This window comes from Olivibacter sp. SDN3, assembly GCF_014334135.1.
Classification (GTDB): Bacteria; Bacteroidota; Bacteroidia; order Sphingobacteriales; family Sphingobacteriaceae; genus Olivibacter.
This window is the reverse complement of the sequence record NZ_CP060497.1, coordinates 1,083,009-1,107,897: the sequence shown is the minus strand read 5'-3', so window position 1 is coordinate 1,107,897 and position 24,889 is coordinate 1,083,009. Positions and strand designations below refer to the sequence as shown.

Here is a 24,889-nt window from a genome sequence, read left to right as displayed (position 1 = left end):
AATGAAAAAACTTATTATATATATCGTACCAATGATCCTATTGGCATCGTGTGCGAAAAGTCTGGATGATTATAATATTGACCAGAAAAATCCAGGGGAAGTTCCGCAAGGTCCGCTATTTAGCAACGCCTTAAAGGAACTAACCGATAATGTGACGAGTCCAAGTGTGAACATCAATGTTTTCCGCTTTTGGATGCAGCAATGGACGGCTACAACTTATCAAGATGAGCCACGGTATAATTTCGTAACTAGAAACATTCAACAAAACTTTTGGAATCCGTTTTATCGGGAAGTTTTGCACGATTTGCTTGAGAGTAAAAGGATTGCGCAAGAAGATGTGGAAATTGAAGAAGATGTGCGAAATAATCAAATAGCTGCTACTGAAGTTGCTTCAATCTACGCTTGGGCTGCTTTAGTTAATACCTATGGTGACGTGCCTTATAATGAGGCTCTTACTGACGTGAATCAACCGGCTTATGACAATGCCGAAGACATTTATGCTGATTTGCTTAATCGGTTGGACGCTGCAATAGAACAGATTGACCCTGCCGCCGAGGGTTTTGGAAGTGCTGACCTTCTTTATGGAGGAGATATGTCGGCTTGGTTAAAGTTTGCTCATAGCTTGAAGCTTCGTTTAGCTATAACTTTGGCAGACATAGATGAGGCGGCTGCGCAACAAGCAATATCTGCGTCTGCCGCGTCTGCATTTACCAGTAATAACGACAATGCGGCTTTCGCCTATCAGACCTCAACTCCAAACAACAACCCCGTATCAGCGAACTTAAATTCGTTGTTTACAACACGTCAAGATTACGTTGCAGGACGACCTTTTATAACCGTTTTGAATAATTTAGACGATCCACGTAGACCAGAATTTTTTACTTCCGTGAATGGAAATTATGTTGGTGGTGTAATTGGCTCTAATAATGTTTATTCGGACAACAGTTCACCAAGTACAAAAGTGATTGCTCCGGATTTTGAAGCGTTATTAATGGATTATTCGGAAGTAGAATTTATTCTTGCCGAAGCTGCTGAAAGATGGGGAATCCTTGGTTCTCCAGAAGAGCATTATAATAACGCAATAAGTGCGTCAATCATTTATTGGGGAGGAACACAAGCGCAAGCAGATACGTATCTCGCTCAAAGTGAAGTGGCCTATGGTACTGCGCAAGGCAACTGGCAACAAAAAATTGGCACGCAAAAATGGATTGCGTTATACAATCGTGGTTTTGATGCCTGGAACGAATGGAAGCGTCTAGACTATCCTGTCTTACAACCCGCCAGTGGAGCAGTAAGTCCGGGTATAATTCCAAACCGTTTAACATATCCACCAAGTGAATATACATTGAATGAATCTAATGTGAATGAGGCAGTCTCGAGATTAGGCGCAGATAATGTGAGGCAGAAGGTTTTCTGGGATGTGAATTAATAAAGCTGAAACGTAAATAAAAAGGCGGTTAACTGCAAAAAGTTAACCGCCTTTTTTATGTCCCGTCGTATGTTTGATTTAGCTAATGAATCATCTCATTAGCTAAATCAAACATACGACGGGACAGATCTTACAGCTAAGGTCTCGTAGGCTTAGGGTGCTGTATCTTTATGTCTGTAGATTTAACATATTCTACACCATCAATTTTGAAATACGTAGTGAGCTTTTCGGGATCATTACTGTAGAAATAACAATCAGCTCAAATATTTACAAAATTGTTACCCGCGCTTACTTGCCAAAACCCTTCCTCCTTTAGTTCCGATACTTTTAATTAAAGCATTAGGACTCTTGTTACGGGCAGATCTACTTTCACATTATATCCGTTTTACCATTGCATGTACTATGAAGCGAGCAGATTTTGAATCCTTATCGACATGTATTATAATTGCCGGGGCATATCTGGCCTTTAAGATGGAGCTATGTTACAGCAGTCTGCGGCATCAGGAATGCTGTTCACTGGGTAGGCTATAAACGCACTTTCTGTTGTATCATGGTGAAAAGCAGCTAAAAACAATTGGAATACGTTAATGCCGTAAGCCTGCTTGTTACAAAGGGAACCCGATTTGTAGGAAAACATAGCTATTTCTGACTACGTGAAAGGATCTTTTTCGTTATTTTTTAAAAAAAAGTTGTAAAATATTTGCTAAAGATTACTTTTGTGAAAAAGTAAGAAATTTTTTTAAAAAAACTTAAATAATATAAAAATATTGAAGCAAGTTTACGATATCGTATTTTTTTGCAAAAAATAGGCGCAAAGAACATTGGTTTTCCAGAATATTGTGCCTTATTTCTTGTGGGTGACCTAAATTTCCTTCGAATCTCAGCCGCTTGCTGTCAAAATTACTTTGGAATGTAAAAAATATGGGAGGATTTAGCTGATTTATGATGAGAAAAATTTACGATCATTCTATTCTTTCTGGTTTATACCGTATAAAACATCAATTGGGCGTGTATGTGCTCGTTATTAAGCCCGGTGAATGAGGTCTCCTAAACCTATTCTTGCCTTATGTAGCAAATTTACCATAATCATATACTTTACTTTTTAATCAATTTAATTTTTTAACCCAAACAAACAAACACATGAAACAAAAACTACTAAGTTTCTTTCTAGTGTGTACCATGCTCTTAGGAGTGGTATATGCGCAAGAGAGACGCATTAGCGGGAAAGTAACTGAAGAGAATGGCAGTGGCTTGCCCGGTGTGTCTGTTGTTGTGACCGGAACAACTAGTGGTACACAGACAGACAATGAAGGAAATTACTCAATTTCGGTTCCGGCCGATGCTAGAACGTTAACCTTTAGTTATATTGGCTATCGGTCTATCACGGAGGAAATTGGAGGAGAGAGTACGGTAAACGTTACCTTATCGCTCGATGCTTCTGAACTGTCTGAAGTGATCGTCACCGGTTATGGTACGCAGCGCAGGCAAGAGTTTACCGGATCTGCATCTTCTGTAAGAGGGGATGTAATCAAATCTATGCCTATTCAGAGTTTTGGGCAGGGATTAACAGGACAAGCAACAGGTGTAAATGTGGTGCAACCGAACGGTCTCTTAAATAACCCGCCTGTTATACGCGTACGTGGTTTGAGTTCCCTGTCGCTGAGTTCATTTCCATTGGTTGTGGTTGATGGTATCCCAATTACTACCGATAACGTTACACAACGTGATGGGGCGAATTTAAATTCGGCAACAAATAACCCTTTGGGGGATATCAACCCGGCAGATATCGAATCAATGGACATCCTGAAAGATGCTGCGTCGGCAGCAATCTATGGATCGAGAGCCGCTGCAGGGGTCTTGGTGATTACCACAAAGAAAGGGAAGCAAGGAAGAACCAACGTTACTTACGATGGATGGATCGGCAACACGCAGGCGATACGCTTACAGGACGTGTTAAACGCAGAGCAGTATGTAGCACATAAAAACACCGCACTGGCCAACGCCTTAGCGATTAATCCAAATGCGGTGCCTGCCAACCAGCGTGACGAAGAAGGCCGTGCGTTTTTCTTAGACTATTATGACGACGGTTCTTTAGTAGATACCCGCTGGTATGATGAAGTTTACCGTTCGGCTTGGCAACAAAACCATAACCTAACCGTATCAGGCGGTACAGAAAAAACAAAGTATTATTTTTCTGCGGGACTGACAGATCAGAACGGATTTTTAAAAGCTAATACTTTCAAGCGTAAAAGTGCACGGATGAATATTGATCATCAGGCTACGGATTGGTTAAATTTGATGGCCAATGTAAACTATACCAATGCACAAAACAATGCGCCGAATAGTGGTTCCATCGATGGTGGAGCTTACGCTTCTTCTGGTCTGGGCCGTATCGCGATGTCTCAGATGCCAAACGTAAGACCGTTCAATTCAGATGGTAGTTACGCCATGGAAAGTAATGCCATCCATCGAGGTGCTAACTTAGTGCCTGCGCAATGGTCAAATCCATATCCCCTAATTGACTTAGATAGGAACTCCTCAGAAACTAGTCGCTTATTGGCTAACTTAGGAGCTACATTGAAACTCGCTGAAGGCTTAAATTTCCGTACAACTTTCTCTTGGGATTTAAGAAATATTGAGAATAAGCGTTTTTGGAACCCACTACAGGGAGATGGATGGAGTAGCACCGGTCAGGCATTTAATAACAATATTCGTTCGGAAAACTGGAACTGGGTCAATACCCTAACTTATGATAAAACATTTGCTGACGTACATAACCTGTCTTTATTAATTGGTTCAGATGCACAGAAAAGAAGAGATGATGCTTGGGGAGCGAATCGTGCGCAGCTAGCAGATCCATTTTACGATCAGTTTCAAGGTGTTTTTCTTCAAAATACGCCCGGCGGGAATTTCATAGATGAAATCGCCTATGAAGCATATCTGGGAAGTGTAAGTTATAACTACGATAACAAATATTACATTAGCGCTAACTACCGTAGGGACGGAAACTCGGCCTTATCTCCTAATAACAGATGGGGTAATTTTGGCGGCGCTTCTGTCGGTTATACCATATCTAACGAGGAGTTCTTTAAGAATTCGAACTTAGCGAATACGATGTCAAATCTTCGGTTAAAAGCAAGCTGGGGAAGGGTTGGTAATGGTAACCTAAATAATTTCTACGGTGCTTATAACTTGTATCAATCAGGAATTTATGGCGGTGTTTCCAGAAACTACTACATTCAGGCTGGTAACGAAGACTTAAAATGGGAAACTAGTACACAGATGAATATTGGTTTGGACGTAGGTTTCTTTAATAACCGCTTGAATTTAGAGGCCAATTGGTACAACAAAGATATAGACAATATGATACTGGGGGTGCCGCAATCACCTTCGAAAGGTATTCCGAATCCGGTGACTGAAAACGAAAATACCATACTGATGAATGTTGGCTCAATGTATAACCGTGGTTTTGAATTCAACATTAACGCTACACCAATTGACAGAGGGGATTTTACATGGACAACAAGTTTGAATTTTTCAACATTGAAAAACGAAGTGACGAGCTTAGTTGACGAAAGTACACCGTTGCTTGCTTATACGTCTGGCTTAGAGTTAACAAGTATTACGAGCGTTGGTTATTCGGCGGCTAGTATCTTTGGGGTAAAAACTGTGGGAGTGAATCCGGAAAATGGGCGTAGAATTTTTGAAACAGTTGATGGCAGACAGGTGCAATATTTGCATGGTGGCGAAGAGTTCGTGGATGCTAACGGTAATACGTTTAGGGCTTCATATACTAATTTAGATGGTACGCCGGCATCTGGTGTAAATATCGCTACTGAGCAACAGATTCTAGGTAATACTATTCCGACTTGGTTTGGTGGTTTTAACAATAATTTCCGCTATAAAGCTTTTGATTTGGGCTTAATTTTTACCTTCTCAGGAGGCAATTATATTTATAACGGAACGCGTGCGGGCCTGTTAGATCAAAGGGTATGGAATAATTCTACCGAAGTATTAAATGCTTGGACACCAGAAAATACCGGGAGTTCCATTCCACGTGCTGTTTATGGTGATAATGTCTCCAATGGTTCTTCGTTCCTGATTTCTGAACATGTGGAGAAAGGAGATTTTCTTCGTCTTCAGAATATAAGTTTAGGATATACCTTACCAACTAGATTATTTGGTAATAGCGGTATTCAATCGGTAAGAGTTTACGGTTCTGCTCAAAATTTATTTCTCATTACCGGATATAGTGGTGTAGACCCGGAAATATCAAGTAATGGTAATCAGAACTTATCTTCAGGTATTGAACGTAACTCAGTTCCGCAGGCAAGAACATTCACCATGGGATTGACAGTAGGATTTTAAATTAATTCAACAAAAAAATATTATAATGAAATCAATATATAGAAAGCACACAAGAAAACTGTTGAAGGTTTCTTTTGCTACGTTGGTTTTTACGGCAAGCTTATCGAGCTGTAGTAAAGACTTCCTAAACTTGAGACCGGAGCTGAATATTCCGGAGGATAATATGTTTGATACTCCTGAACGTATTCTTACGCATGTTCACGGGCTATATGCTTCGGCAAAGGATGGGCGCTTGATGGCAGGGCGGTATTTTATATACAACGATATACGCGCCGAGGAGTTTGTGAATCGAACCACGAACGGTGTGACAGGATTAAATGTATATAATCATACCAATGATGCTGCTACAACCCAGGTTAATAATTTCTGGATACAGGGGTATATGACCATCAACCGGGTCAATAAATTCTTGGAGGATTTTGATTTATACCCAGGCGTTGTCAGCCCAGAGTTGGAAGCAAACTATCGTGCAGAAGCTAAGTTTGTACGTGCCTGGATGTATTACGCGTTGGTGCATATGTTTGCTACACCATATACACAAGACAACGGTGCTTCCCCCGGCTTACCTTTACGTTTACAGGCTGAAACCAATACAGAGAACAATTCCTTACCAAGGAGCACTGTTGCTGAAGTTTATCAACAGATTTTGACGGATCTTAACGAAGCCGAAGCAGACCTGCCTGAAAGTGGTAGCGCTGATAAAACGCGGGCTTACAGAAATACAGCAATTGCGCTTAAAACACGGGTATATTTAGCGATGGGAGACTATCCAAATGTTATTGCAGAAGCAAATAAGATTGTTTCGCCGGCAGCGCCGTTTACCTCTCCTGACGGAAGTTTGGGACTGGAAACTTCTGTCGAAATTGCATTTGCCACTCCTTACGCGGGTAACAATAGAGAAAATATTCTATCGATGCCTATGGAAGAGAATAATGCACCAGGAACACAGAATCAAATGGGTTATTATTATAATACTGGAAATGGTAATATTGAGTATTATCTTAATACCACAACTGGAAACTTAGGTGGTATCTATGCGCACCCGCAGTGGGGAGAGAATGATGCGCGTAAAACGCAATTAACCGCAGAAGCCTCTGGTTTACAGATTTTGACTAAATGGGCCGGCGAAGCGCCTTTTATCGATTGGATTCCTGTTATTCGTTATGCCGAAGTGTTATTGAACTTAGCAGAAGCTGAGGCTGAGGCGGGCGATCAAGCGCGTGCATTGGCTTTGGTAAACGCTGTACATACGCGCTCTGATGCTGAAAATCCATTAACAAGCTCAGGCAACGAAGACTTGATCGAAAAGATTCTAACAGAACGTCGTATCGAATTATTAGGCGAAGGCTTCAGGGCTCCTGATTTGATGAGGAGGGGACAAGCTATACCGTCTTATGGCGCAGGAGGGATGATTAGTCCTAACTCGTCTTCTTATGTTTTCCCGATTCCGGTAGGGGAAGTACAAACAAACCCTGATCTTTAACTATTAAAATAAAAATAATAAAGAGGTAACTTAAAATTACCTCTTTATTATTTTACGAGCTAATTTTTAATTGTTTAAGACCGCTACTTTTTTTCATAATAATTATTGTTAAAATGATTTAGCTAACGGTAAGAGTAGTTTTAGGAATAAATATTTCTATTTTTCCTTAGCCTTCCGGTTACAAGAACTTAATCTTTTTTGCATTTTTTTTACAAATAACTCTTGTAACTTCTCAGACAAATAGTATTTTTGTTAAAAATGTTAAATAATCACTATTAATATTACGACAATACTATTTGAGAAAAATTTACCAGAAAACCCATAATCAAGTATACAAGTCTTCTGTTTAAAGAGTGCCTTTCATTAGGTTTTCATTGCCGAAGTTTTAGCTCCCTATTAGCAAGCTTGTATTGCCATAAGCCGTTTCGTTTATTCCCAAATAGTCTTGTCATAAATCAACTGATATTGTAAAAAAACATGACAGGAAATTTTCTCTATTTCTGTGTTCCGGTTAAAAGGGTAAAATGCCAGTTAGGTGTTTACGCTTTAGTAATAAAACCGGGCGAATAATCTGCCTGCCTATCTCAATAGCCTTCCCAACGTATATTAGTTTACTAATTTATATTTTTTAATCAATTTAATTTTTAATCAAAACTAACAAACACATGAAACAAAAACTACTAAGTTTCTTTCTTGCATGTACATTGCTTATTGGAGCGGTACATGCACAGCAAAGAGTGATTAGGGGTAAGGTTACATCCGCAGCAGATGGGGCCACTCTTGCAGGAGCCACAGTTTCGGTAGTAGGAACGACTGTATCCGTACAGGTGAGTTCTGATGGTAATTATGAAATCAATGTACCTGGTGGCGCTACGGAGCTATCCGCTTTTTATCTGGGGTTTGATAGGCAGACTATTGCCACCGAAGATAAATCGGTTATTAACTTTGCTTTATCGGCGAGCTCTGAAATGCTGTCGGAGGTTATCGTGCATGTTCCCTATGGATCAATGCGTAAAACGGCATTTACTGGATCTGAATCTACCATTTCAGCGAAGAATTTTGAAAATCAGCAGGTATCGTCATTTACGCGTGCATTAGAGGGGGTCGCTCCGGGTGTTCAAGCAACGAATGGTGGTGGTGCTCCAGGAACGAGTGCAGACATACGTATAAGAGGTATAGGTTCTGTGAATGCTAACAGCAGTCCGCTTTACGTAGTAGACGGCGTTCCGTACGTAGGCTCGAATATATCATTATCAACAGATGATATAGAGACAACTACCGTTTTGAAAGATGCTGCTGCCACTGCGCTTTATGGATCTCGTGCGGCAAACGGTGTTGTCATGATCACAACAAAGAAAGGGCGTGATGGTAGTCCAGAGCTCGCCTTCACTGCACGGACAGGCTTTGTGAACAGAGCAATTCCAGAATACGATAGAGTAAATGTGCCTCAGTATTATGAAGGCATGTGGCATGCAACCTATAATCGAATTATAAGAACACAGCGAGCTGATGGAACTTTTCCTACAGCTGAAGAGGCAAGACAATCAGCTTCTACAAGTTTAATCCCGGGGAATCTGGTGTACAATAATACGGATCAGCCCAATAATTTGGTGGTACTGCCAAATGGTCAATTTAATCCTGATGCAAGTATCTTGTATCAAGACGACTGGCAAGATGTATTGTTTCGTTCACCTTTTCGCCAAGACTACAACTTAAATGTAAGAGGTGGTACTGATAAGGGAAATTATTACATATCTATGGGTTACCTAAACGAGCCCGGGTATGTTAAATTTACAGGCTATGAGCGTTTTACTGGTAGAGTGAACGTAAATAGCAAAATAAAAGAATGGCTTAGTGCAGGGTTAAATGCTGACGGTGCACTTGGTTACCAGGATAATCTCTTAGCAGACGGTACTTTTACTACTAACCCCTTCTACTATACTCGAATCATGGGGCCTATTTATCCGGTATGGCAGAGAGATCAATCCGGAAGTATCGTGATTGATCCGTTGACAGGCCAGCAAGTTTTAGATTGGGGAACCAATGCGCAGATGGGAGCTCGTCCATATGCGGGTAACTCCAATCTATTAGGGTCGTTGGATCTGGACGACCGCTCGGGCAAAACCGGAAATATGAACTTCAATACCTATTTAGAAGCACGGTTTTTAAATAATTTTACGTTTAGGACGACTTTAGGAGGTAACTACTTTAATAGATACGGTACCACGTTCCAGAACCCAGAGTTTGGTGACGCGGCAAATGTTTCAGGTCGTTCCACCAAAAATCAAACACGGCAATTGTCGTTTACTTTCAACCAAATTTTGACCTACGATAAAACCTTCAATGAGGATCACCATTTAAATGTACTAGTGGGGCATGAAAATTACCGCAATACTAGAAACTTTCTAAATGCTACGCGATCAGGTTTCCCTTTCCCAGGGAACACGGAGTTAGCACCAGCGGCAACATTAGAGGCGGCCTCTTCTTATGAAGATTACCATAGAATTGAGGGGTATTTAAGCCGTGCGAATTACAGCTATAAAGAGCGTTATTTATTTTCGGCTAGCTTTCGTCGTGATGGAACATCAAGATTTTTTCCCGGTATCGGTGGCGAATCCAGCAACCAGTGGGGTAACTTTTTCTCTATAGGTGCTGGTTGGAGGCTTTCAGAAGAAGCATTTCTACAGCATGCAACTTGGGTAAATGAGTTGAAATTAAGAGGAAGTTATGGTGAACAAGGTAATGAAGGGGTTCAAAGAACAAGACCGACAGGCGAAACAGATCAAGAAAATCCAGGCAATACAAATATTGATAATTTCTATGGTTGGCAGAGTCTTTACACCTTTGGATGGAATAATGTTAACTTCCCCGGGGTAATTCTAAATAGCTTACCTAATCAAGGGTTGACCTGGGAAAAGAACAGAAACCTGAATATTGGTCTCGATTTTCAATTATTTAATAATAGAATAGAAGGTTCGGTAGAATGGTATAACCGTGAGTCTTCTAATTTATTATTCCAAGTGCCGCTTCCCCTATCTACTGGTGGCCTCTCTACAGGAGATGCCAGTATTTGGAGGAACGTGGGTACGATGTATAATAGAGGTGTTGAAGTACAGTTGGGATACAACGCCATTCGCAAAACTGATTTTGACTGGAGAATTGATTTAAATCTAAGTCATTATCGCAATAAGGTGACGAGACTGGCTCCGGAAAATCGTGAAGGTGGGATTATTGAGGGTACCAAAAAAATCATGGAAGGTGAAGACGTATACAGATTTTGGCTTCGCGACTATGCAGGTGTAGATCCGGACAATGGAGACGCGCTTTGGTATCAAGATGTTTTAGATGATAGCGGTAACCCAACAGGAGAGAGAATAACGACCAATAATATCAACCAAGCTAGCTTCTATTATCACGGGTCGGCTATTCCAGATCTATTTGGAGGACTTACCAACTCTTTTAGATATAAAGGTTTTGATTTATCTGTGTTATTGACGTTCCAATTGGGAGGGCAGTTCTATGACGGTAACTATGCTGCTCTAATGCATATGGGAAGTTACGGATCTAATTGGCATGCCGATATTTTAGATGCCTGGAAACAGCCTGGTGATGTTACTGATGTACCTAGATTGCAAAATGCCATTGCTGCCGCAAATGCTGGAAACTCGCAATCGTCTAGATTTTTATTCGATGCATCTTATTTGAACATTAAAAACATCACTTTCGGGTATAACCTGCCGCAACAAGTAGTTAATAATATCGGGTTGACACGTTTGCGCGTATTTGCGAATGTGGACAATGCCCATATTTTTACTTCCAGAAAAGGAATGGATCCTCAAAGGGCATTTACGGGTGTATCGGATTTTACATACCCAACGATGCGTAATTTTACTTTTGGTGTTACTATTGGATTATAATCAGTAAAAGAAATGAAAAGAACTATAAAGAAATTATACCCTTTTGCAATTGCGATAGCTTTAACAGCTACGGCTTGTAAAAAGGAATATCTGGAAACGTCTCCCACTTCTAGCATTGATGCTAATGAAGTTTTTACGACAACAGACGGCGCAATGGTTGCCTTAAATGGTACCATAAGATCAATGTACAGCTCGCTGACCAATCACGGCAATTTTGGACAGAAGTCCTATGATTTGGTATTGGACCTAATGGGTGAGGATATGGTAGTACATAAGCAGGGATATGGCTGGCTGAATACCGATTATAACTACTCCGCTCCAAGTAATGCTAATCCTGACCAGCGACCGGACCGTACCTGGTTTTATTATTACAGAATTATAAGCAATGCGAATCGAATTATAGACGGTTTAGATGAGGCAATCGGTTCTGAAGAAGATAAAGCATCAATAAGAGGGCAAGCATTGGCTTTGAGAGCACATTCTTACTTTTATCTAGTGAACTTTTTTGGACACAATAGCTTGTCAGGAGCAGGGGTGCCCTTATATACGGAACCTACATCGGAGGGAAATCCAAGGTCGTCTGTACAGGAAGTTTACAACCTTATTTTTAGTGATTTAAGTGAAGCTGAAACCTTATTAGAGGGTAAATCGAGAATTCATAGGTCGCACGTGGATTTGGCAGTAGCTCAGGGTATTCATGCACGTGCAGCATTGCAAATAGGTAACTATGATGCTGCTTTGGAATACGCAACTAAAGCTATCGAATCAAGTGGACTGTCTCTTTACACCGCGCAGCAGCATACTGCGGCTGGATTTAATACCTTAAGTGCACCTGAATGGCTGTGGGGACTCGAAGTGATCGTTGATCAAGCGACGATTTTTGCATCTTTCTACTCTCATATAGATAATCGTGAGGCAACGGGAGGTTATGCTGCTTTAGGTACACAGAAAAAAATTACCAAAGCGTTGTATGATCGTATACCAGAAGGTGATGTTCGTAGGAACTTATTCAATGGGAGCCAAAATCCAGATTTGCCTATTTATTCTCAAGTTAAATTTCAATTAAGACAACCTGGTAACTGGGCATCCGATTACCTGTTAATGAGGTTAGCCGAAATGTATCTGATAAAGGCAGAAGCAGAAGCGCGCTTGGGTAATGCAGCACAGGCTACTGAAACGCTACAAACATTGGTATCTACCCGTTATCCTGCTTATAATGCAGGAGCTTTTAGTGGTAATGCCTTACTGGAGGAAATCCTGTTGCAGAGGAAAATAGAACTGTGGGGTGAAGGCTTCGGTTTATTAGACGTGAAAAGACTAGGTAACGGTCTTAATAGGCCAACAGGCGATGGTAATCATGGTGGTGGAGATTTAAATAGTGACGCTAATGCCGCGAATTTCGCCCCTGGGGAACTTGTGTTGCCAGCAAATACGAATAGGTGGTTGTTTGCAATTCCTCAGGATGAAATAAATGCAAATGGGGCATTGACGGCCGCCGATCAGAATCCTCAATAAATGAATGCAACCTAAAAATGTAGTCGTTTTTTGACCGCATACCTATTACAAGTAAATACGGCAGTCTTTATTGCCGTATTTACTATTTAAGATGAAATAATGTCTAAACCTAAATTTCTTCTTAGCTTATTTTTCTGTGGGATACTATTCTTCACGGAAGAGTCCTTTTCTCAGGGCGTTGACACCACATACTTACCTTCCAGATTACTAAACGGAAAAGTGTACAAACAAGATCATGGTAGTTTAAAGGGCGATCCCGGTTACTTGTTTAGTACCTTTTCTGACAGTTGTGAGATTATGTATGATGGTGTCTACTTTAAGAAGGTACCGTTGTTTTATGATCTGATAAAACAGGAGGTGATTTATTATGACGTAGATAAAAACCTGCCATTGTCATTAAATAAAGATCTGATCAGTAGTTTTGTTATTGGTGGCGACAAGTTTATACATGTTTTTTCAGGTGAGGAGGGAATAGAAAAGGGTTTTTATAAAGTCATATTTTCGGGAAAGGAATTTGAAGCCTTAGTGGCCATTAGTAAGAGCATCAAGGAAAATTCATTATCAAATGAAATCGTAAATGAGGTTGTGGCGGATTCTCGGCATTATGTAAGAGTGAGGGGCCGTTTTCATAAGGTCACATCAGAAAGAGCGCTTAGTCGCTTATTGAAAAAAGATATAAAGCTAGACATACGATTTAAGGAAGAGCCTGAAGCGTACATAAAGACTTTTTTATCATTGGTTGATCATCAATAGTCTTTTATACTTTTATGCGTAAGTTATTAACTACTTTTTTATTGACCGTTTTATACGCCTCAAGTGTTGTTTCTGGCTACGCCCAACAACATAAGGAGATCAGTTTCAGAACTTATGTTCAGCATACAGAGAATCGATCATCTGTTCGGTTTTATTATGATGAAAAGTTGCTGGATACGGTTAAAGTTTCTTATGACGATGATGATGAAATTTTAGTGGCCTTTAAGGAAGTATTTAAAAAAATGGATTATGGTGTTTCTATAGATTCATCAACCAATAGAATATTTATTACCACATTACCTTTAATATCAACCTATTTGCCGAAAAAGGACGTTCGAGCAGAAGAAAAAGTTTCTGCGAATACGCTAAAAAGTCCGCTTACACCGTTGAGGGATAAGGGAAGAGTGGTGGAAAGAAATGAATTAGTTAAGCTGGGCACTCGGCAAACCAATGACATTAATGGAAATTTTTTCATAACGGGAACTATCGTTAATAAGGCAGATGGAAAGCCGATTAATCATGCAAGGGTACTTTTTGAGAATCGATTTAGGGACTCCATTTTTACTGATAAAAATGGAAAATTTAAAGCGGAGTTATTGCCCGGAAGAACAAATGTAACCATTCGAAGCTTTGGAAAAGGGCTTTTTAGCTGTCAGTTAATGGTTTACGATGATGCGACACTGATCTTTGAGCTTTTTGACGAAATGAATCTGCTTGATGAGGTCGTTATCAATAGTGAAAGGCATAATCTTGAAAGACCTCAACTTGGGCTTGAAAAGCTTTCCATACAGCGAATCAAGCAGATTCCAACGGTATTTGGCGAGGCAGATGTAACGAGAGCAATACTTACGCTTCCTGGTGTTCAGGCAGTCGGCGAAGCCGCAAATGGTTTTAACGTTCGTGGTGGCGCAACAGATCAAAATCTAGTACTATTGGACAAGGCGACGGTATTTAATCCCGCTCATTTTTTTGGATTTTTTTCTGCTTTTAACCCTGACGTAATTGAAGGAGCGGAACTTTATAAAAGCAGCCTTCCGGTACAATATGGTGGCCGTTTGTCATCTGTCTTAGAGGTGAAGGAAAAAACACCTAATATGGAAAAATTTAGTGGGTCCGGTGGAGTGGGTCCGCTGACGGGACGTTTGAGTCTTGAAGGACCAATAGGAAGTAAAACCAGTGTTTTATTATCAGGAAGAACCACTTATTCCGACTGGCTGTTGAATTTGATCCCGGAAGATCAATACAATAATGGATCGGCGCAGTTTTATGACGCTAACTTTATGATGCGGCACGAACTCAATAACAGATTTTCTGTTTCAGCCTCAGGCTATCTAAGTAGAGATCGTTTTGCTTTTTCCGGTGACACGACTTATAGCTATAAAAATCAACATGCAAACCTAAGGTTAAATAGCATATTAAGCAGTTCATTAACGGGGGACTTTGTGTTTGGTTATGACCAATATAGCTTCCAGGTTCAAGGGCAGGAGCAGGCTAACAACCGGTATCAGTTGGAATATAAAATCGGGCAGGCATTTCTCAGAGGCGACTTTAAATGGAAGAACTCCGAAAATAGCAGCACATCATTTGGTGTGAATGCTATTTTGTATCATCTAAACCCTGGAAGCTTAAGGCCCATTGGCACAGAGTCGCTTGTTCAACCCGATGAAATACAGTCCGAAAAGGCCTTAGAGACAGCATTGTACGTGGGGAATGAATGGAAAGTCAGTGAAAATCTCTTTTTGGACGTTGGTTTGAGATATGTATTGTTCAATAATATTGGTCCCCAAAATATCAATGAATATGCGGAAGGCCTGCCCGTAAGCACGTCAAATATCACAGGAATAACATCATACCAAAAAGGCCAGGTTATTAACACCTATCATGCCCCTGAATTTAGGCTAAATATACAGCAACTACTTTCAGAAACCAGTTCGCTGAAGGTCGGTTTTAACAACTCAAGACAGTATATTCATATGCTCTCTAATACTACTGCTATTACGCCTACTGATATATGGAAATTAAGCGATCGTTATATCCGTCCACTTAATGGATATCAGACTTCCTTGGGTATATATAAAAACTATAACCATCATACTATAGAAACTTCAGCTGAGTTGTACTATAAAAAAATGCATAATTTATTGGATTATAAAAGCGGAGCCTCCTTAACGATGAACCATGCTATTGAAACTGATGTGATTCCTACAGAAGGAAGAGCATATGGAATGGAGTTAATGCTTAAGAAGCTGACAGGACGACTCAATGGTTGGGTTAGCTACACTTACTCCCGGATAGAACAACGGACACACGCGCAAAACCCAGCAGATCAAATTAATCAAGGGGCTTATTATCCGGCAGGTTTTGATAAACCGCATGATTTTACGCTCGTCGGAAATTATAGATTTTCACAACGTTATGGCGTTTCATTTAATGTTACCTATAGCACGGGTAGACCAATAACATTGCCGCTTGGTAGGTATGAGTATGGAGGCAGCCAGAGAGTTTTGTATAGCGATCGTAATAGTTACCGTATACCTAATTATTTTCGGACGGACCTGTCGTTCAATTTGGAAGGTAGTCACAAAATTAAGAAGTTAGCTCATAGCTCGTGGTCGGTCGGGGTTTACAATTTAACAGGGAGGGAAAATCCATTTTCTGTATTCTATATGGCAGAGGGTGGGCAGATCAATGGGTATCAACTGTCTGTTTTTGCAAGACCAATTCCTTTTATTAATTATAACTTCAAATTTTGATCTGATAGGAATGCAAGGTAAAATAGTATATACATTATTGATTGGCCTAATGGCAATTTCCGCCTGTAGAAAGCCTTACGATCCGGTGATTGGCGAGGAGAGCAGGGTGGGAGTATTGGTTGTTGAAGGTTTTATCAATTTGACCGGTGTGACTGAGGTTCGTCTTAGCAGAACGGGTTTCTTGGATGATTCTGTTGTACGACATCCGGACCGGGGAGCTATTGTTCAAATAGAAGGGGAGAATGGAGACTTGATCAACAGCTTGGAAACAGCTCCCGGAGTATATCAAACGGATACTATAGCATTGACGAAGGAAGTTAATTATCGTATCCGTATTAGAGACCAGGAAAATGAGGAATATTTGTCAGATTTTGTACAGCTTTTAATAACACCGCCTATTGAAAAATTAACTTGGGAGGAGATCGATGCCGGGATTGATTTAAAGGTTAGTACAGATGGAGCATTAACCAATACCTCATATTTCCGATGGGATTTTTTTGAGGACTATGTCTTTTATACACCTTTCAATTCTAGACTTATTTTTGAAAATGATCAAGTTAGAAGGAGAAATGCAGATGAACAAGTATTTCGTTGCTTTAGGAATCAGCGTTCTACAAATATACTCATTGGGAATACGCATGGACAAAGTAGTTCATTGATAGACGATTTTTACTTGAAAACTATTCCTAGGGGATCAGAACTTTTAACCGAAAGATATAGTGTTTTAGTTGAGCAAACGGCGTTAAGTAGGGAGGCTTATATGTTTTGGGACCTCATTAGGAAAAATTCGGAAGATTTGGGGGATATTTTTGGAACGATGCCTTCAGAATTAATTACCAATATTCAATGCATTTCAAACGCGAATAAGCAGGTAATAGGATTTGTCGAAGGTGGAAAAAAGGCAAGTAAACGGATCTACATCAACAATAATAATCTAAGCCGTGAATGGGTGGCAAAAGAGAATATATATGGTGATTGTACACCGGAAAGTGTTTTTATTGATGAAGTCAATTCACCCCTTATTGTTTTTGCGGGGGGAATGGTTCCCGTGGATGAAATTTATAGTAACGCTACGTCTTTGTTAATTGGTTATACATACGCTAATCCTCGGTGTGTTGATTGTACGATAAGGGGTTCCGCGAGGCCGCCTATGTTTTGGAATGAAAATGAATAGCTGTATGGCATATAATTATAGATCTTTTATCATCTTATTTTTTTATGTAAGCTTTTTTCAGCTTCATCAGGCATTTGCAAATCCGGGCTGGAACAATCAGCCTGAAAGTGTTTATCTTCATATTTCGAAAAGTACTTACCTGCCTGGAGAAACGATCTGGTTTAACATTTATGAGCTTGGGAATGGAGAAACTTCTATAGGCCCTAAAATTACTTATGTAGAGGTTTTGGATGCTCATTCGTTTGTTATAGCGCAAACAAAAGTATTGCTAGATGACGGAACCGGGGAGGGAGAATTTCAGCTACCGGTGGCGATATCTTCCGGTACTTATATCGTTGTAGCCTACACAGAGCGGATGAAATCATATGGACAGGAAAGTTTCTTCCGTAAAGATTTACTGATCGTTAATCCCTCGGACGAAATAATGCCGACAGCAGAAAAATTACCTAAAAATTTGAGTGTTAGGTTGGAGAACTATAAGCTGGTGGCCGACCTGGATAATAGGATTGTGGTGCAGTTGGTGGATGAATATGGTAGGGGGCTTGATTACCAGGGAGAAATAATCGATGCTGATAAGCAAGTTATTGAAACGTTTAGTTCCTCTGCCTTTGGATTAGGACAGGTTAGTTTTATACCGAAGTTGCATCATCAGTATCATATAATAGTAAAAGATGAGCAAGGGCATATATTTGAAAAAGAAATGCCTAAAGTTGAAAGTGAAGGATTCTTGCTGCGGCTTTATCATACGACTTCATCAATAGTGTTAAAGGGTCAGTACAGTAACGCTACTACTGAAAATCAGTTTTCTCTCGCTATTTATCATAAGGGCGAAAAGGTTTTAGAAAGAGAATACGATACCGACGTATACGCTTCCCTTAACGATTCCCTTGATTATGCGGTACTCCCGGAAGGTATTTCATATGTTGTGGTTAGAAATGCAATGAACGATATCTTGGCAGAGCACGCGCTATTTAAGACGCCCGATCGTAATGGGTTTACTGTAAACGAATTACAGGATTCTTACAACCGTAGATCGTTTATAAAACCGGTTTTCGATATGGCTGATACGGACGAAAAAACTACCCGTTTTTCTATTTCAGTTTATAGAGTTGACGACTTACAGCAACAGGACGTAAGGGATATCGCCACGTATTATTACTTAGAATCAGATTTAGAAGGAAAGATTGAGCAACCATTAGACTATTTCAATGCTATAAAAGGGACAGAGGATTTTATTAATTTAGATAATCTATTGATTTTTTATAGGAAAGACCAGCGTTTTAACGAGGAGATAATGACGGATGTTATAGGCCAGCCAGCAACTTTTAAATTCACATCGTTAAATGATAATCAGCCAATAATTTTAAAGAATGCTTACATAGGGCTTGTGGGCTCCTCGCCAAATTATTACGTTTCGAAAACAGATAGTTGTGGAATGGCAACCTTTGATTTGAGGTATATTCGCGGGTTGCAGACTTTAGCCATTGGTATTCATGGAGAAAATAGCCAAATTGAGGAGGTCTCGCCTTTTTATAAGCATAAGGCTTATAAAGTATACCCGTTTAAAGAAAGGGCATTGATTTCGAAAGAAACGCTGCTACAGTATTATATAAATAATCAACTAAATCTACGGTTTAATTTCCCTGATGCAGGTGAAGTGCAAACGCAAATGATTGACACACGTATAATTCCCTTTTATTACACCCCTGATGTTAGTTATGACCTGAATAAGTATAAAAGGTTCGCAACGTTACAGGAAACTTTTCATGAATATATACGAGAGGTAATGGTGCGACGGTCACAAAATAATTTTAGTCTTAGAATTCTAGATGAAAAAGCAAATACCTTTATGGGAAACAATCCGTTAATTTTACTTGATGGGGTTCCTATGACAGCTGAGTACTTCCTCAACTATGACCCTGCAAAGATTGAAACGATAGAGCTAATCACAGACACTTATATCTACGGGCCGAATATTTATGATGGTATCTTAAGTGCTAAAACTTCTTTTTTGTCGGGCGATTATCCAATAGATGCAGAAGTGACCTTGTATAAGTATAATGGTTTATTAAACCAAAATACTTTTCAGGCCCCCTCGTATCTAAACGAGGATGAACTGAAAAGTAAAAAACCAGATTTTAGGAATCAACTTTTCTGGAGTGTCATCGAGGGGGAACAGACGAAGTCTTTTTTTTCTTCCGACTGGAGCGGAGAATATATTATTGACATTCAAGGGATAAGTGCCAGTGGCAGAGTTATGTCTTCAAGAGCCGTTTTTAAGGTGAAAGATTGATCTAATAGACAGAGCGATGAACATCGGCTAATTACATTGATTTATGTTTGGAAAACCCTTTAGTGAAAAGCTAGATAGAGATGGGTGTCTTTGACGCTTTTCAAACAATAGTTTTTGCATACCATTAATGAATTTTGATAAAAATCACCTGTTACAAACTAAAATTGATAATATATTGGATTTTATCTATGTTTGGGAAAACATTACCTTGAGTTATGCCCTATCAATGTATCATCATAGACGATGAGCCCGATGCTCTGGAGATATTGAACGATTATATTCAGCAGATATCCGAGTTGGAGGTTGCTAAAAGTTATACCGATCCTGTAAAGGCAATGGCTGAGATAGCACAAGGAGATCTGGTCGATTTTGTTTTTATGGATATTGATATGCCGCTCATTTCAGGGATCGATTTATCGAAAGCCATTCGCGCTAAAACAGAGAAGCTGATATTCACCACAGCACACACTAAATATGCCTTTGAGGCTTTTGAAGTGGAAGCGGATGCGTACCTGCTAAAGCCCTTTACTTTTGCTAAGTTTGCGTTGGCGATTAATAAACTTATTAAGACGGATATTGTAAGCGCACAAACAATAGATAAGGCTAAAGATTTTTATGTCAAAACAACAGAAGAAAGGAACCGATTTGTAAGAATTAAATTCGATGATGTTATTGCGGTGGAAAGCGTCAAAAATTATATTAAGATATATACAACCACCGAAGAAGTAATTACCTATCTTACTTTGAAAGAGATAAAAGAGAGGTTAGATGAAACCGCAAATTTTATTCAGGTACACCGCTCTTTTGTTATTTCAAAGGATTACATTGAAAAGGTAGAAGGTAGCTTGGTAAAACTTCCCAATAACATGTTAGTACCCATAGGAACTTTTTATAAAGATCCATTTTATGAGTACTTAGCAAAAAATACAATAAAGACTGGCCGTCACAACTGACCAGCCTTTAACCAACCAACTAAAACTATAGTATAAAAAGTTAAAAATAAGAAGTAGCTGAAACGGTAAAAGTCATACCCGTTGTTGTTGGATCCTTCTCGCCAGTTTTAGCTTTCTTGCTGTTTTTAAATACGAAGAGCGTTTGTTTTTTTAATTTGAATTTTTTCATAGCCTTTTTCTTTTAAAGCTCTTATTTATTTTTTTTAGAAACAAAAAGTTTACACCAAACTAGCTTTTCCTTACACGAAACTGCTATAAACAGCAACAAAATGTTCTTAACCATCCAAAAGTTCATTAAAAGAAAGAAAATACATATTGTAGCTTGGGCTTCTTTTATTATCTACGAAACATTAATAATTGGTTTTGCAACGCAAAAGTTTAGTGAGATTGGCGACTATATCATTCATTATAGTTACAATATATGTTTTTTTTATTTTCATGCACATGTTACTTTGTATCACGTATTTCGGTTTAAAAATAGAAAAACTGTTTACTGGATATTACCATTGGCTACGTTATTAGAAATAATACTGTATACCAGCTTACTTTATGTCATTAATCTAACGGCATCTACTTTCCCTTATATTACGGGTATATCAGAGGTGGTTTTTAATAAGAGCTTCATACTAAAATCTGTTTGGCGCTCTTTATATTTTGTCGGTTTTTCTAGTGGATATTATTTTCTGATCACATTTTTGAAGGAGAAAGAACATACAACTGAGCTTGAACGTCAGCGGCTCAATCAGATTATTGGCCAACAGAAAATGGAACAGGAGCTGGCAAAAGCACAAAATGCTTATTTAAGAGCTCAAATTAACCCACACTTTTTATTTAATACGCTCAATTTTATTTATAATAAAACAAGAAAGTCAGCACCCATTGCTGCTGATGCTATTCTTACACTTTCTGCCATGATGCGTTACGCTATAGAAGCGGGGGAAGATAAAGGAAACATCTTGATTGAAGAAGAAATAGAGCAGGTACATAATTTGATTCACCTGCATCGACTAAGACAGAATGATCAGATCTATTTTGAGATAGTGGCTCAAAATGATGTGAAAAAAATTCGCATTATTCCGCTGATTCTTATTACGCTAGTAGAAAACATCTTTAAACATGGAAATCTTTCGCTTAAGCATCACCCAGCAATAATTAAAGTCTACATGTTGGATGCTAAACTTTATATTGAGACAGATAACTTGATTAATGCCATACATAATAAAACTGGCTTTAGTAAAGGTCTGGAAAATATAGAAAAGCGATTAAAAAATGCTTACGGCAATGCTGCCACCTTCGAGCACGAGGCAGACGCGCGTAATCATTTCAAAACGCAGGTGATGATTAATGTGGAGACGTTACACGCTTTTGCTTTGCCAATAGATATTTTAGATGATACTGGTAAATAACGAGTTCGTGCATGCGCTGATCGGTTGGAAAAAGTCTATTAATATGCATGTGTACAATATCAACCATCAACTGTTGTCTTCGTTTATTATGGTCTATGGTGCTCAGAAGTAACACTAAATGCTGTACGGTTCGGTGATAAGCTTTTTCCAATGTTTTGTTTAGCACTGGTATACCGATGTTATCTTTTAGTGAGATGTAACTTTTGTTTATTTTTTTGAATGCAGTGGTATGTATACTCATTTCACTGGCGAAGCTATCTGCCATACGTTGTATGTACTGACGCTGATCATGAAGGGGGAGACCTAGACCTTCCAGTACATCGTTTATAAATCTTAAGGTCATACCATATAATAATTGGTCACTTCTGCAGTGCCGCAGGAGTTTTAGTACATATTTGCTATCACTACAGAAGTAACGCTGGATTTCATCCACTGTTCTTACGCCATACCGTTCAATCTCCTGAATATATGGTTTGATCTGCCAATCACTAACAATGCCCTGATTAAAATAGCTTTCAATAAGATCTGCCATCTGTTTGATTAACTGCATTGATATGTTCCCTGATTTTAACTGGAGTCTAAGTCGGATATGTGGTGCAGGGTGGGGATATCGAATGAAAAACCAATTCTTAATGAGCTTTTTTACTGATTGCAGGTACGTATCAATAAGGGCTGTTAACACCTGATTGCTACGTAAGGTATGCGAGTAGATTTCGAAGTATAACCATTCATTACCGGGTAAATGAATAGGACGTTCTTCCTGATAAATGGGAACCGGTGTTTCCTTACTTGTCGGTTCGTAAACGACCTCACTATGTGAGAAGCTTACGATGTATTCTTCTAGATAAGGTTGGTTCTTTTCGTCTTGTATCGAAGGTCTTTCGGGAAGGAAGGCCTCTGTTATATATAGATATTTCTTCCCCAAACAATAGTTTATAAAATAGTTTAAATCCTCGCTGTTGACCATATTAAAGCACAGCATTTGATCTCCGTTACCGCATTTGAAGTATTGTGGGATGTTATTTACCTTCAGCCAATTCGTTAAAAATAATAGCAGATCATCTTTGTCCGTTTGCTTATATAGTTCCTCAGGCACCTTCCACATCCGCGGAGACAATATTAGATTTTTGTAATAAATTCTAGGATAATAATCTAGAGATGGGAAAAAGTCCTTTAAATGTATATTAAGATTTGTTTGTATATGCTGATGCTGTAGGTCACAGAAAAAGCGATATACAGAAAGGTCGGATCTGGAATAGTTATAAGCGGAGGCAAGGCGGGGGATAATCCGCTTATTATACTTTTTTGATCGTAATATAATTTCGTTCTGCCGAACACTGACCATGATGTCGTTCAATGAAAGATAACCGGTGGTTTCTGGCCAGGAAAGTATGGGTAATTCGTAGTTATAAATGCATTTCCGCCTGTTTACATTGTCTACCGTTTTTTCCGCTTGATAACCAATGTCGAAAAAGAGGACTTCTGGATTGGCCTGTTCCTCCAGTAAAACAATATCCCGGCACGTTTCATTTACCTTTTCGTTTGCTAAAGTGAAGCGACCGAGTAAGGCGTTGGCCGTACTACCTCCAATGTGTTTAACGATGATATGGTTGTCTACTAATTGCACAATGGCTGAAAATGTATTAGGCAGTATTGTTGCTTCTGACGGTTTGCTCGCTGAAACAAACTCTTCCAAGCGAATTTTTTGTTTGTGAATGATTTTATTCAATATGAAATGTTGCAATGGGCCATATGTAATAGTTGTGTTCAAGGCGGGCGGGTTGGGGGACTTTAACTCATCTAACAGGGTGCTGTAAGTGGACGCTGTTTCCAAGGCACCGTAACCGATGCCTATCTCAGGATCTAGCGCCATAAGTAGGGGCACCTCTAGGTATTCAAACTTTCTAGAGAAGTTATATTTGAATGTTTCCAGATCCTTATTTTTGTGTAATGGTAGATGATCCTTTAAACATAATATTGCTTCGCTGATAATTTTGAATGGCTGCTTGCTGAGGCAGCCTGCAACGAGTTTCTTTTCTGAAATGATATAGCGTTGGTCATCGACGGTCTTTTCAGGAGTTAACTTTATTCGCTGGAAATAATCGTCACCTATAATATTGGCATTTACATCGGTAATTAATAGCTGTAAGTCGATAAGCTGTTTAATGAAGTCTTCTGCTATCGCACCTTTTAACCGATAATGTTCGGTTAGATAGGCCATCAGATTCTGCTTGCTTTGTTTGACAATGCAATAAGTAAGCGTGCTTTCTACAATTTCTTGACGCCTTGTAGTGGCGAGTTCGAAAGTGCTCCTTACTAGGTTGATATAACGTATATACGATCCGGAGGTGTAAGCAGAGGTATTACATAGAAAAAAATTCGATTGTTGAAAAGCCCGCTCAACCTGCGCTGTAAGAAAATCTTTATGCTTCCAGTCGATGAATTGGTGAAGTGTTACCTCGTTACTGATGGTAATTTTAAATGGTGCTTCTTCGCTAAAGGGAACGATGGTAACTGAGCCAAAAGCACCAAAGGGCGTTGCCCGAAAACATGCTCTATTAAAATATTTCCAACAGGCGAACTTTATTTTAGCGGGCAGTTGCGTATACTGATCACCTGTTGTTTCTTTTATAACTTCATATAGATCAGGAGAAGCATTTTTAATGGCATCCTTAAGTTCTTCCCAAATTTGGGAGATGTTTTGCTGATAGGAGAATACAGGAGTTCGGCATAATACGGCTGGCAATAGCTTCAATTTCATGTTGATAACTTTTTTATTGGACGAACAGCTAACTTCCAAGTTACATCCTGAGACTAAAAATTGCTTATTAACGCTATTAAACCT

At 39.3% G+C, this 24,889-nt stretch carries 13 protein-coding genes; 11 read left to right on the top strand and 2 right to left on the bottom strand.

The annotated features are described in order from the left end of the window. The first annotated feature begins 1 nt into the window (after nucleotide 1). From H8S90_RS04420 to H8S90_RS04375, 10 genes are all read left to right on the top strand, one after another. On the top strand, nucleotides 2-1,429 hold the full coding sequence (locus H8S90_RS04420; protein ID WP_187341378.1) for a SusD/RagB family nutrient-binding outer membrane lipoprotein: 1,428 nt from the start codon (nucleotides 2-4) through the stop codon (nucleotides 1,427-1,429). A 1,140-nt stretch (nucleotides 1,430-2,569) separates the two neighbouring features. Then, nucleotides 2,570-5,797, top strand: a complete 3,228-nt coding sequence (locus tag H8S90_RS04415; protein ID WP_187341377.1) for a TonB-dependent receptor — start codon at nucleotides 2,570-2,572, stop codon at nucleotides 5,795-5,797. A 25-nt stretch (nucleotides 5,798-5,822) separates the two neighbouring features. Continuing rightward, complete coding sequence (locus tag H8S90_RS04410) at nucleotides 5,823-7,280, top strand: RagB/SusD family nutrient uptake outer membrane protein (protein ID WP_187341376.1); 1,458 nt, start codon at nucleotides 5,823-5,825, stop codon at nucleotides 7,278-7,280. 665 nt (nucleotides 7,281-7,945) lie between these two features. Further along, nucleotides 7,946-11,197, top strand: coding sequence for a SusC/RagA family TonB-linked outer membrane protein (locus tag H8S90_RS04405; RefSeq protein ID WP_187341375.1), 3,252 nt, complete (start codon nucleotides 7,946-7,948; stop codon nucleotides 11,195-11,197). Between the two features lie 12 nt (nucleotides 11,198-11,209). Next, nucleotides 11,210-12,712, top strand: a complete 1,503-nt coding sequence (locus tag H8S90_RS04400; RefSeq protein WP_187341374.1) for a RagB/SusD family nutrient uptake outer membrane protein — start codon at nucleotides 11,210-11,212, stop codon at nucleotides 12,710-12,712. Nucleotides 12,713-12,811: 99 nt separating this feature from the next. Further along, nucleotides 12,812-13,465 carry a hypothetical protein gene (locus tag H8S90_RS04395; protein WP_187341373.1) on the top strand — a complete coding sequence of 218 codons (654 nt, stop codon included), beginning with the start codon at nucleotides 12,812-12,814 and terminating at the stop codon, nucleotides 13,463-13,465. Between the two features lie 14 nt (nucleotides 13,466-13,479). Beyond that, the gene (locus tag H8S90_RS04390; protein ID WP_187341372.1) at nucleotides 13,480-16,218 is read left to right on the top strand and encodes a TonB-dependent receptor; all 2,739 of its coding nucleotides are present in this window, start codon (nucleotides 13,480-13,482) and stop codon (nucleotides 16,216-16,218) included. Nucleotides 16,219-16,228: 10 nt separating this feature from the next. Next, nucleotides 16,229-17,392 carry a DUF4249 domain-containing protein gene (locus H8S90_RS04385; protein ID WP_187341371.1) on the top strand — a complete coding sequence of 388 codons (1,164 nt, stop codon included), beginning with the start codon at nucleotides 16,229-16,231 and terminating at the stop codon, nucleotides 17,390-17,392. A gap of 4 nt (nucleotides 17,393-17,396) precedes the next feature. Next, entirely contained in the window at nucleotides 17,397-19,685 is a 2,289-nt protein-coding gene (locus H8S90_RS04380) for a hypothetical protein (RefSeq protein ID WP_187341370.1), read from the top strand. Nucleotides 19,686-19,900: 215 nt separating this feature from the next. After that, nucleotides 19,901-20,638, top strand: coding sequence for a LytTR family DNA-binding domain-containing protein (locus tag H8S90_RS04375; protein ID WP_187341369.1), 738 nt, complete (start codon nucleotides 19,901-19,903; stop codon nucleotides 20,636-20,638). Between the two features lie 40 nt (nucleotides 20,639-20,678). Here the strand turns inward: H8S90_RS04375 and H8S90_RS26120 are convergent, their stop codons facing one another. After that, on the bottom strand, nucleotides 20,679-20,807 hold the full coding sequence (locus H8S90_RS26120; protein WP_255501811.1) for a hypothetical protein: 129 nt from the start codon (nucleotides 20,805-20,807) through the stop codon (nucleotides 20,679-20,681). 100 nt (nucleotides 20,808-20,907) lie between these two features. Here H8S90_RS26120 and H8S90_RS04370 point away from each other — a divergent pair, with 100 nt between their 5' ends. Further along, nucleotides 20,908-22,044, top strand: a complete 1,137-nt coding sequence (locus H8S90_RS04370) for a sensor histidine kinase (RefSeq protein WP_187341368.1) — start codon at nucleotides 20,908-20,910, stop codon at nucleotides 22,042-22,044. On the opposite strand, the gene H8S90_RS04365 is transcribed toward H8S90_RS04370, so the two are convergent. After that, the gene (locus H8S90_RS04365) at nucleotides 21,980-24,805 is read right to left on the bottom strand and encodes a lantibiotic dehydratase (protein ID WP_187341367.1); all 2,826 of its coding nucleotides are present in this window, start codon (nucleotides 24,803-24,805) and stop codon (nucleotides 21,980-21,982) included. The two genes, H8S90_RS04370 and H8S90_RS04365, sit on opposite strands and share 65 nt — an antisense overlap. Between the last annotated feature and the right edge of the window lie 84 nt (nucleotides 24,806-24,889).

Coding starts and splice junctions, on each gene's coding strand:
- H8S90_RS04420 (WP_187341378.1), top strand. CDS start 2: ATGAAAAAACTTATTATATATATCGTACCAATGATCCTATTGGCATCG.
- H8S90_RS04415 (WP_187341377.1), top strand. CDS start 2,570: ATGAAACAAAAACTACTAAGTTTCTTTCTAGTGTGTACCATGCTCTTA.
- H8S90_RS04410 (WP_187341376.1), top strand. CDS start 5,823: ATGAAATCAATATATAGAAAGCACACAAGAAAACTGTTGAAGGTTTCT.
- H8S90_RS04405 (WP_187341375.1), top strand. CDS start 7,946: ATGAAACAAAAACTACTAAGTTTCTTTCTTGCATGTACATTGCTTATT.
- H8S90_RS04400 (WP_187341374.1), top strand. CDS start 11,210: ATGAAAAGAACTATAAAGAAATTATACCCTTTTGCAATTGCGATAGCT.
- H8S90_RS04395 (WP_187341373.1), top strand. CDS start 12,812: ATGTCTAAACCTAAATTTCTTCTTAGCTTATTTTTCTGTGGGATACTA.
- H8S90_RS04390 (WP_187341372.1), top strand. CDS start 13,480: ATGCGTAAGTTATTAACTACTTTTTTATTGACCGTTTTATACGCCTCA.
- H8S90_RS04385 (WP_187341371.1), top strand. CDS start 16,229: ATGCAAGGTAAAATAGTATATACATTATTGATTGGCCTAATGGCAATT.
- H8S90_RS04380 (WP_187341370.1), top strand. CDS start 17,397: ATGGCATATAATTATAGATCTTTTATCATCTTATTTTTTTATGTAAGC.
- H8S90_RS04375 (WP_187341369.1), top strand. CDS start 19,901: ATGCCCTATCAATGTATCATCATAGACGATGAGCCCGATGCTCTGGAG.
- H8S90_RS26120 (WP_255501811.1), bottom strand. CDS start 20,807: ATGAAAAAATTCAAATTAAAAAAACAAACGCTCTTCGTATTTAAAAAC.
- H8S90_RS04370 (WP_187341368.1), top strand. CDS start 20,908: ATGTTCTTAACCATCCAAAAGTTCATTAAAAGAAAGAAAATACATATT.
- H8S90_RS04365 (WP_187341367.1), bottom strand. CDS start 24,805: ATGAAATTGAAGCTATTGCCAGCCGTATTATGCCGAACTCCTGTATTC.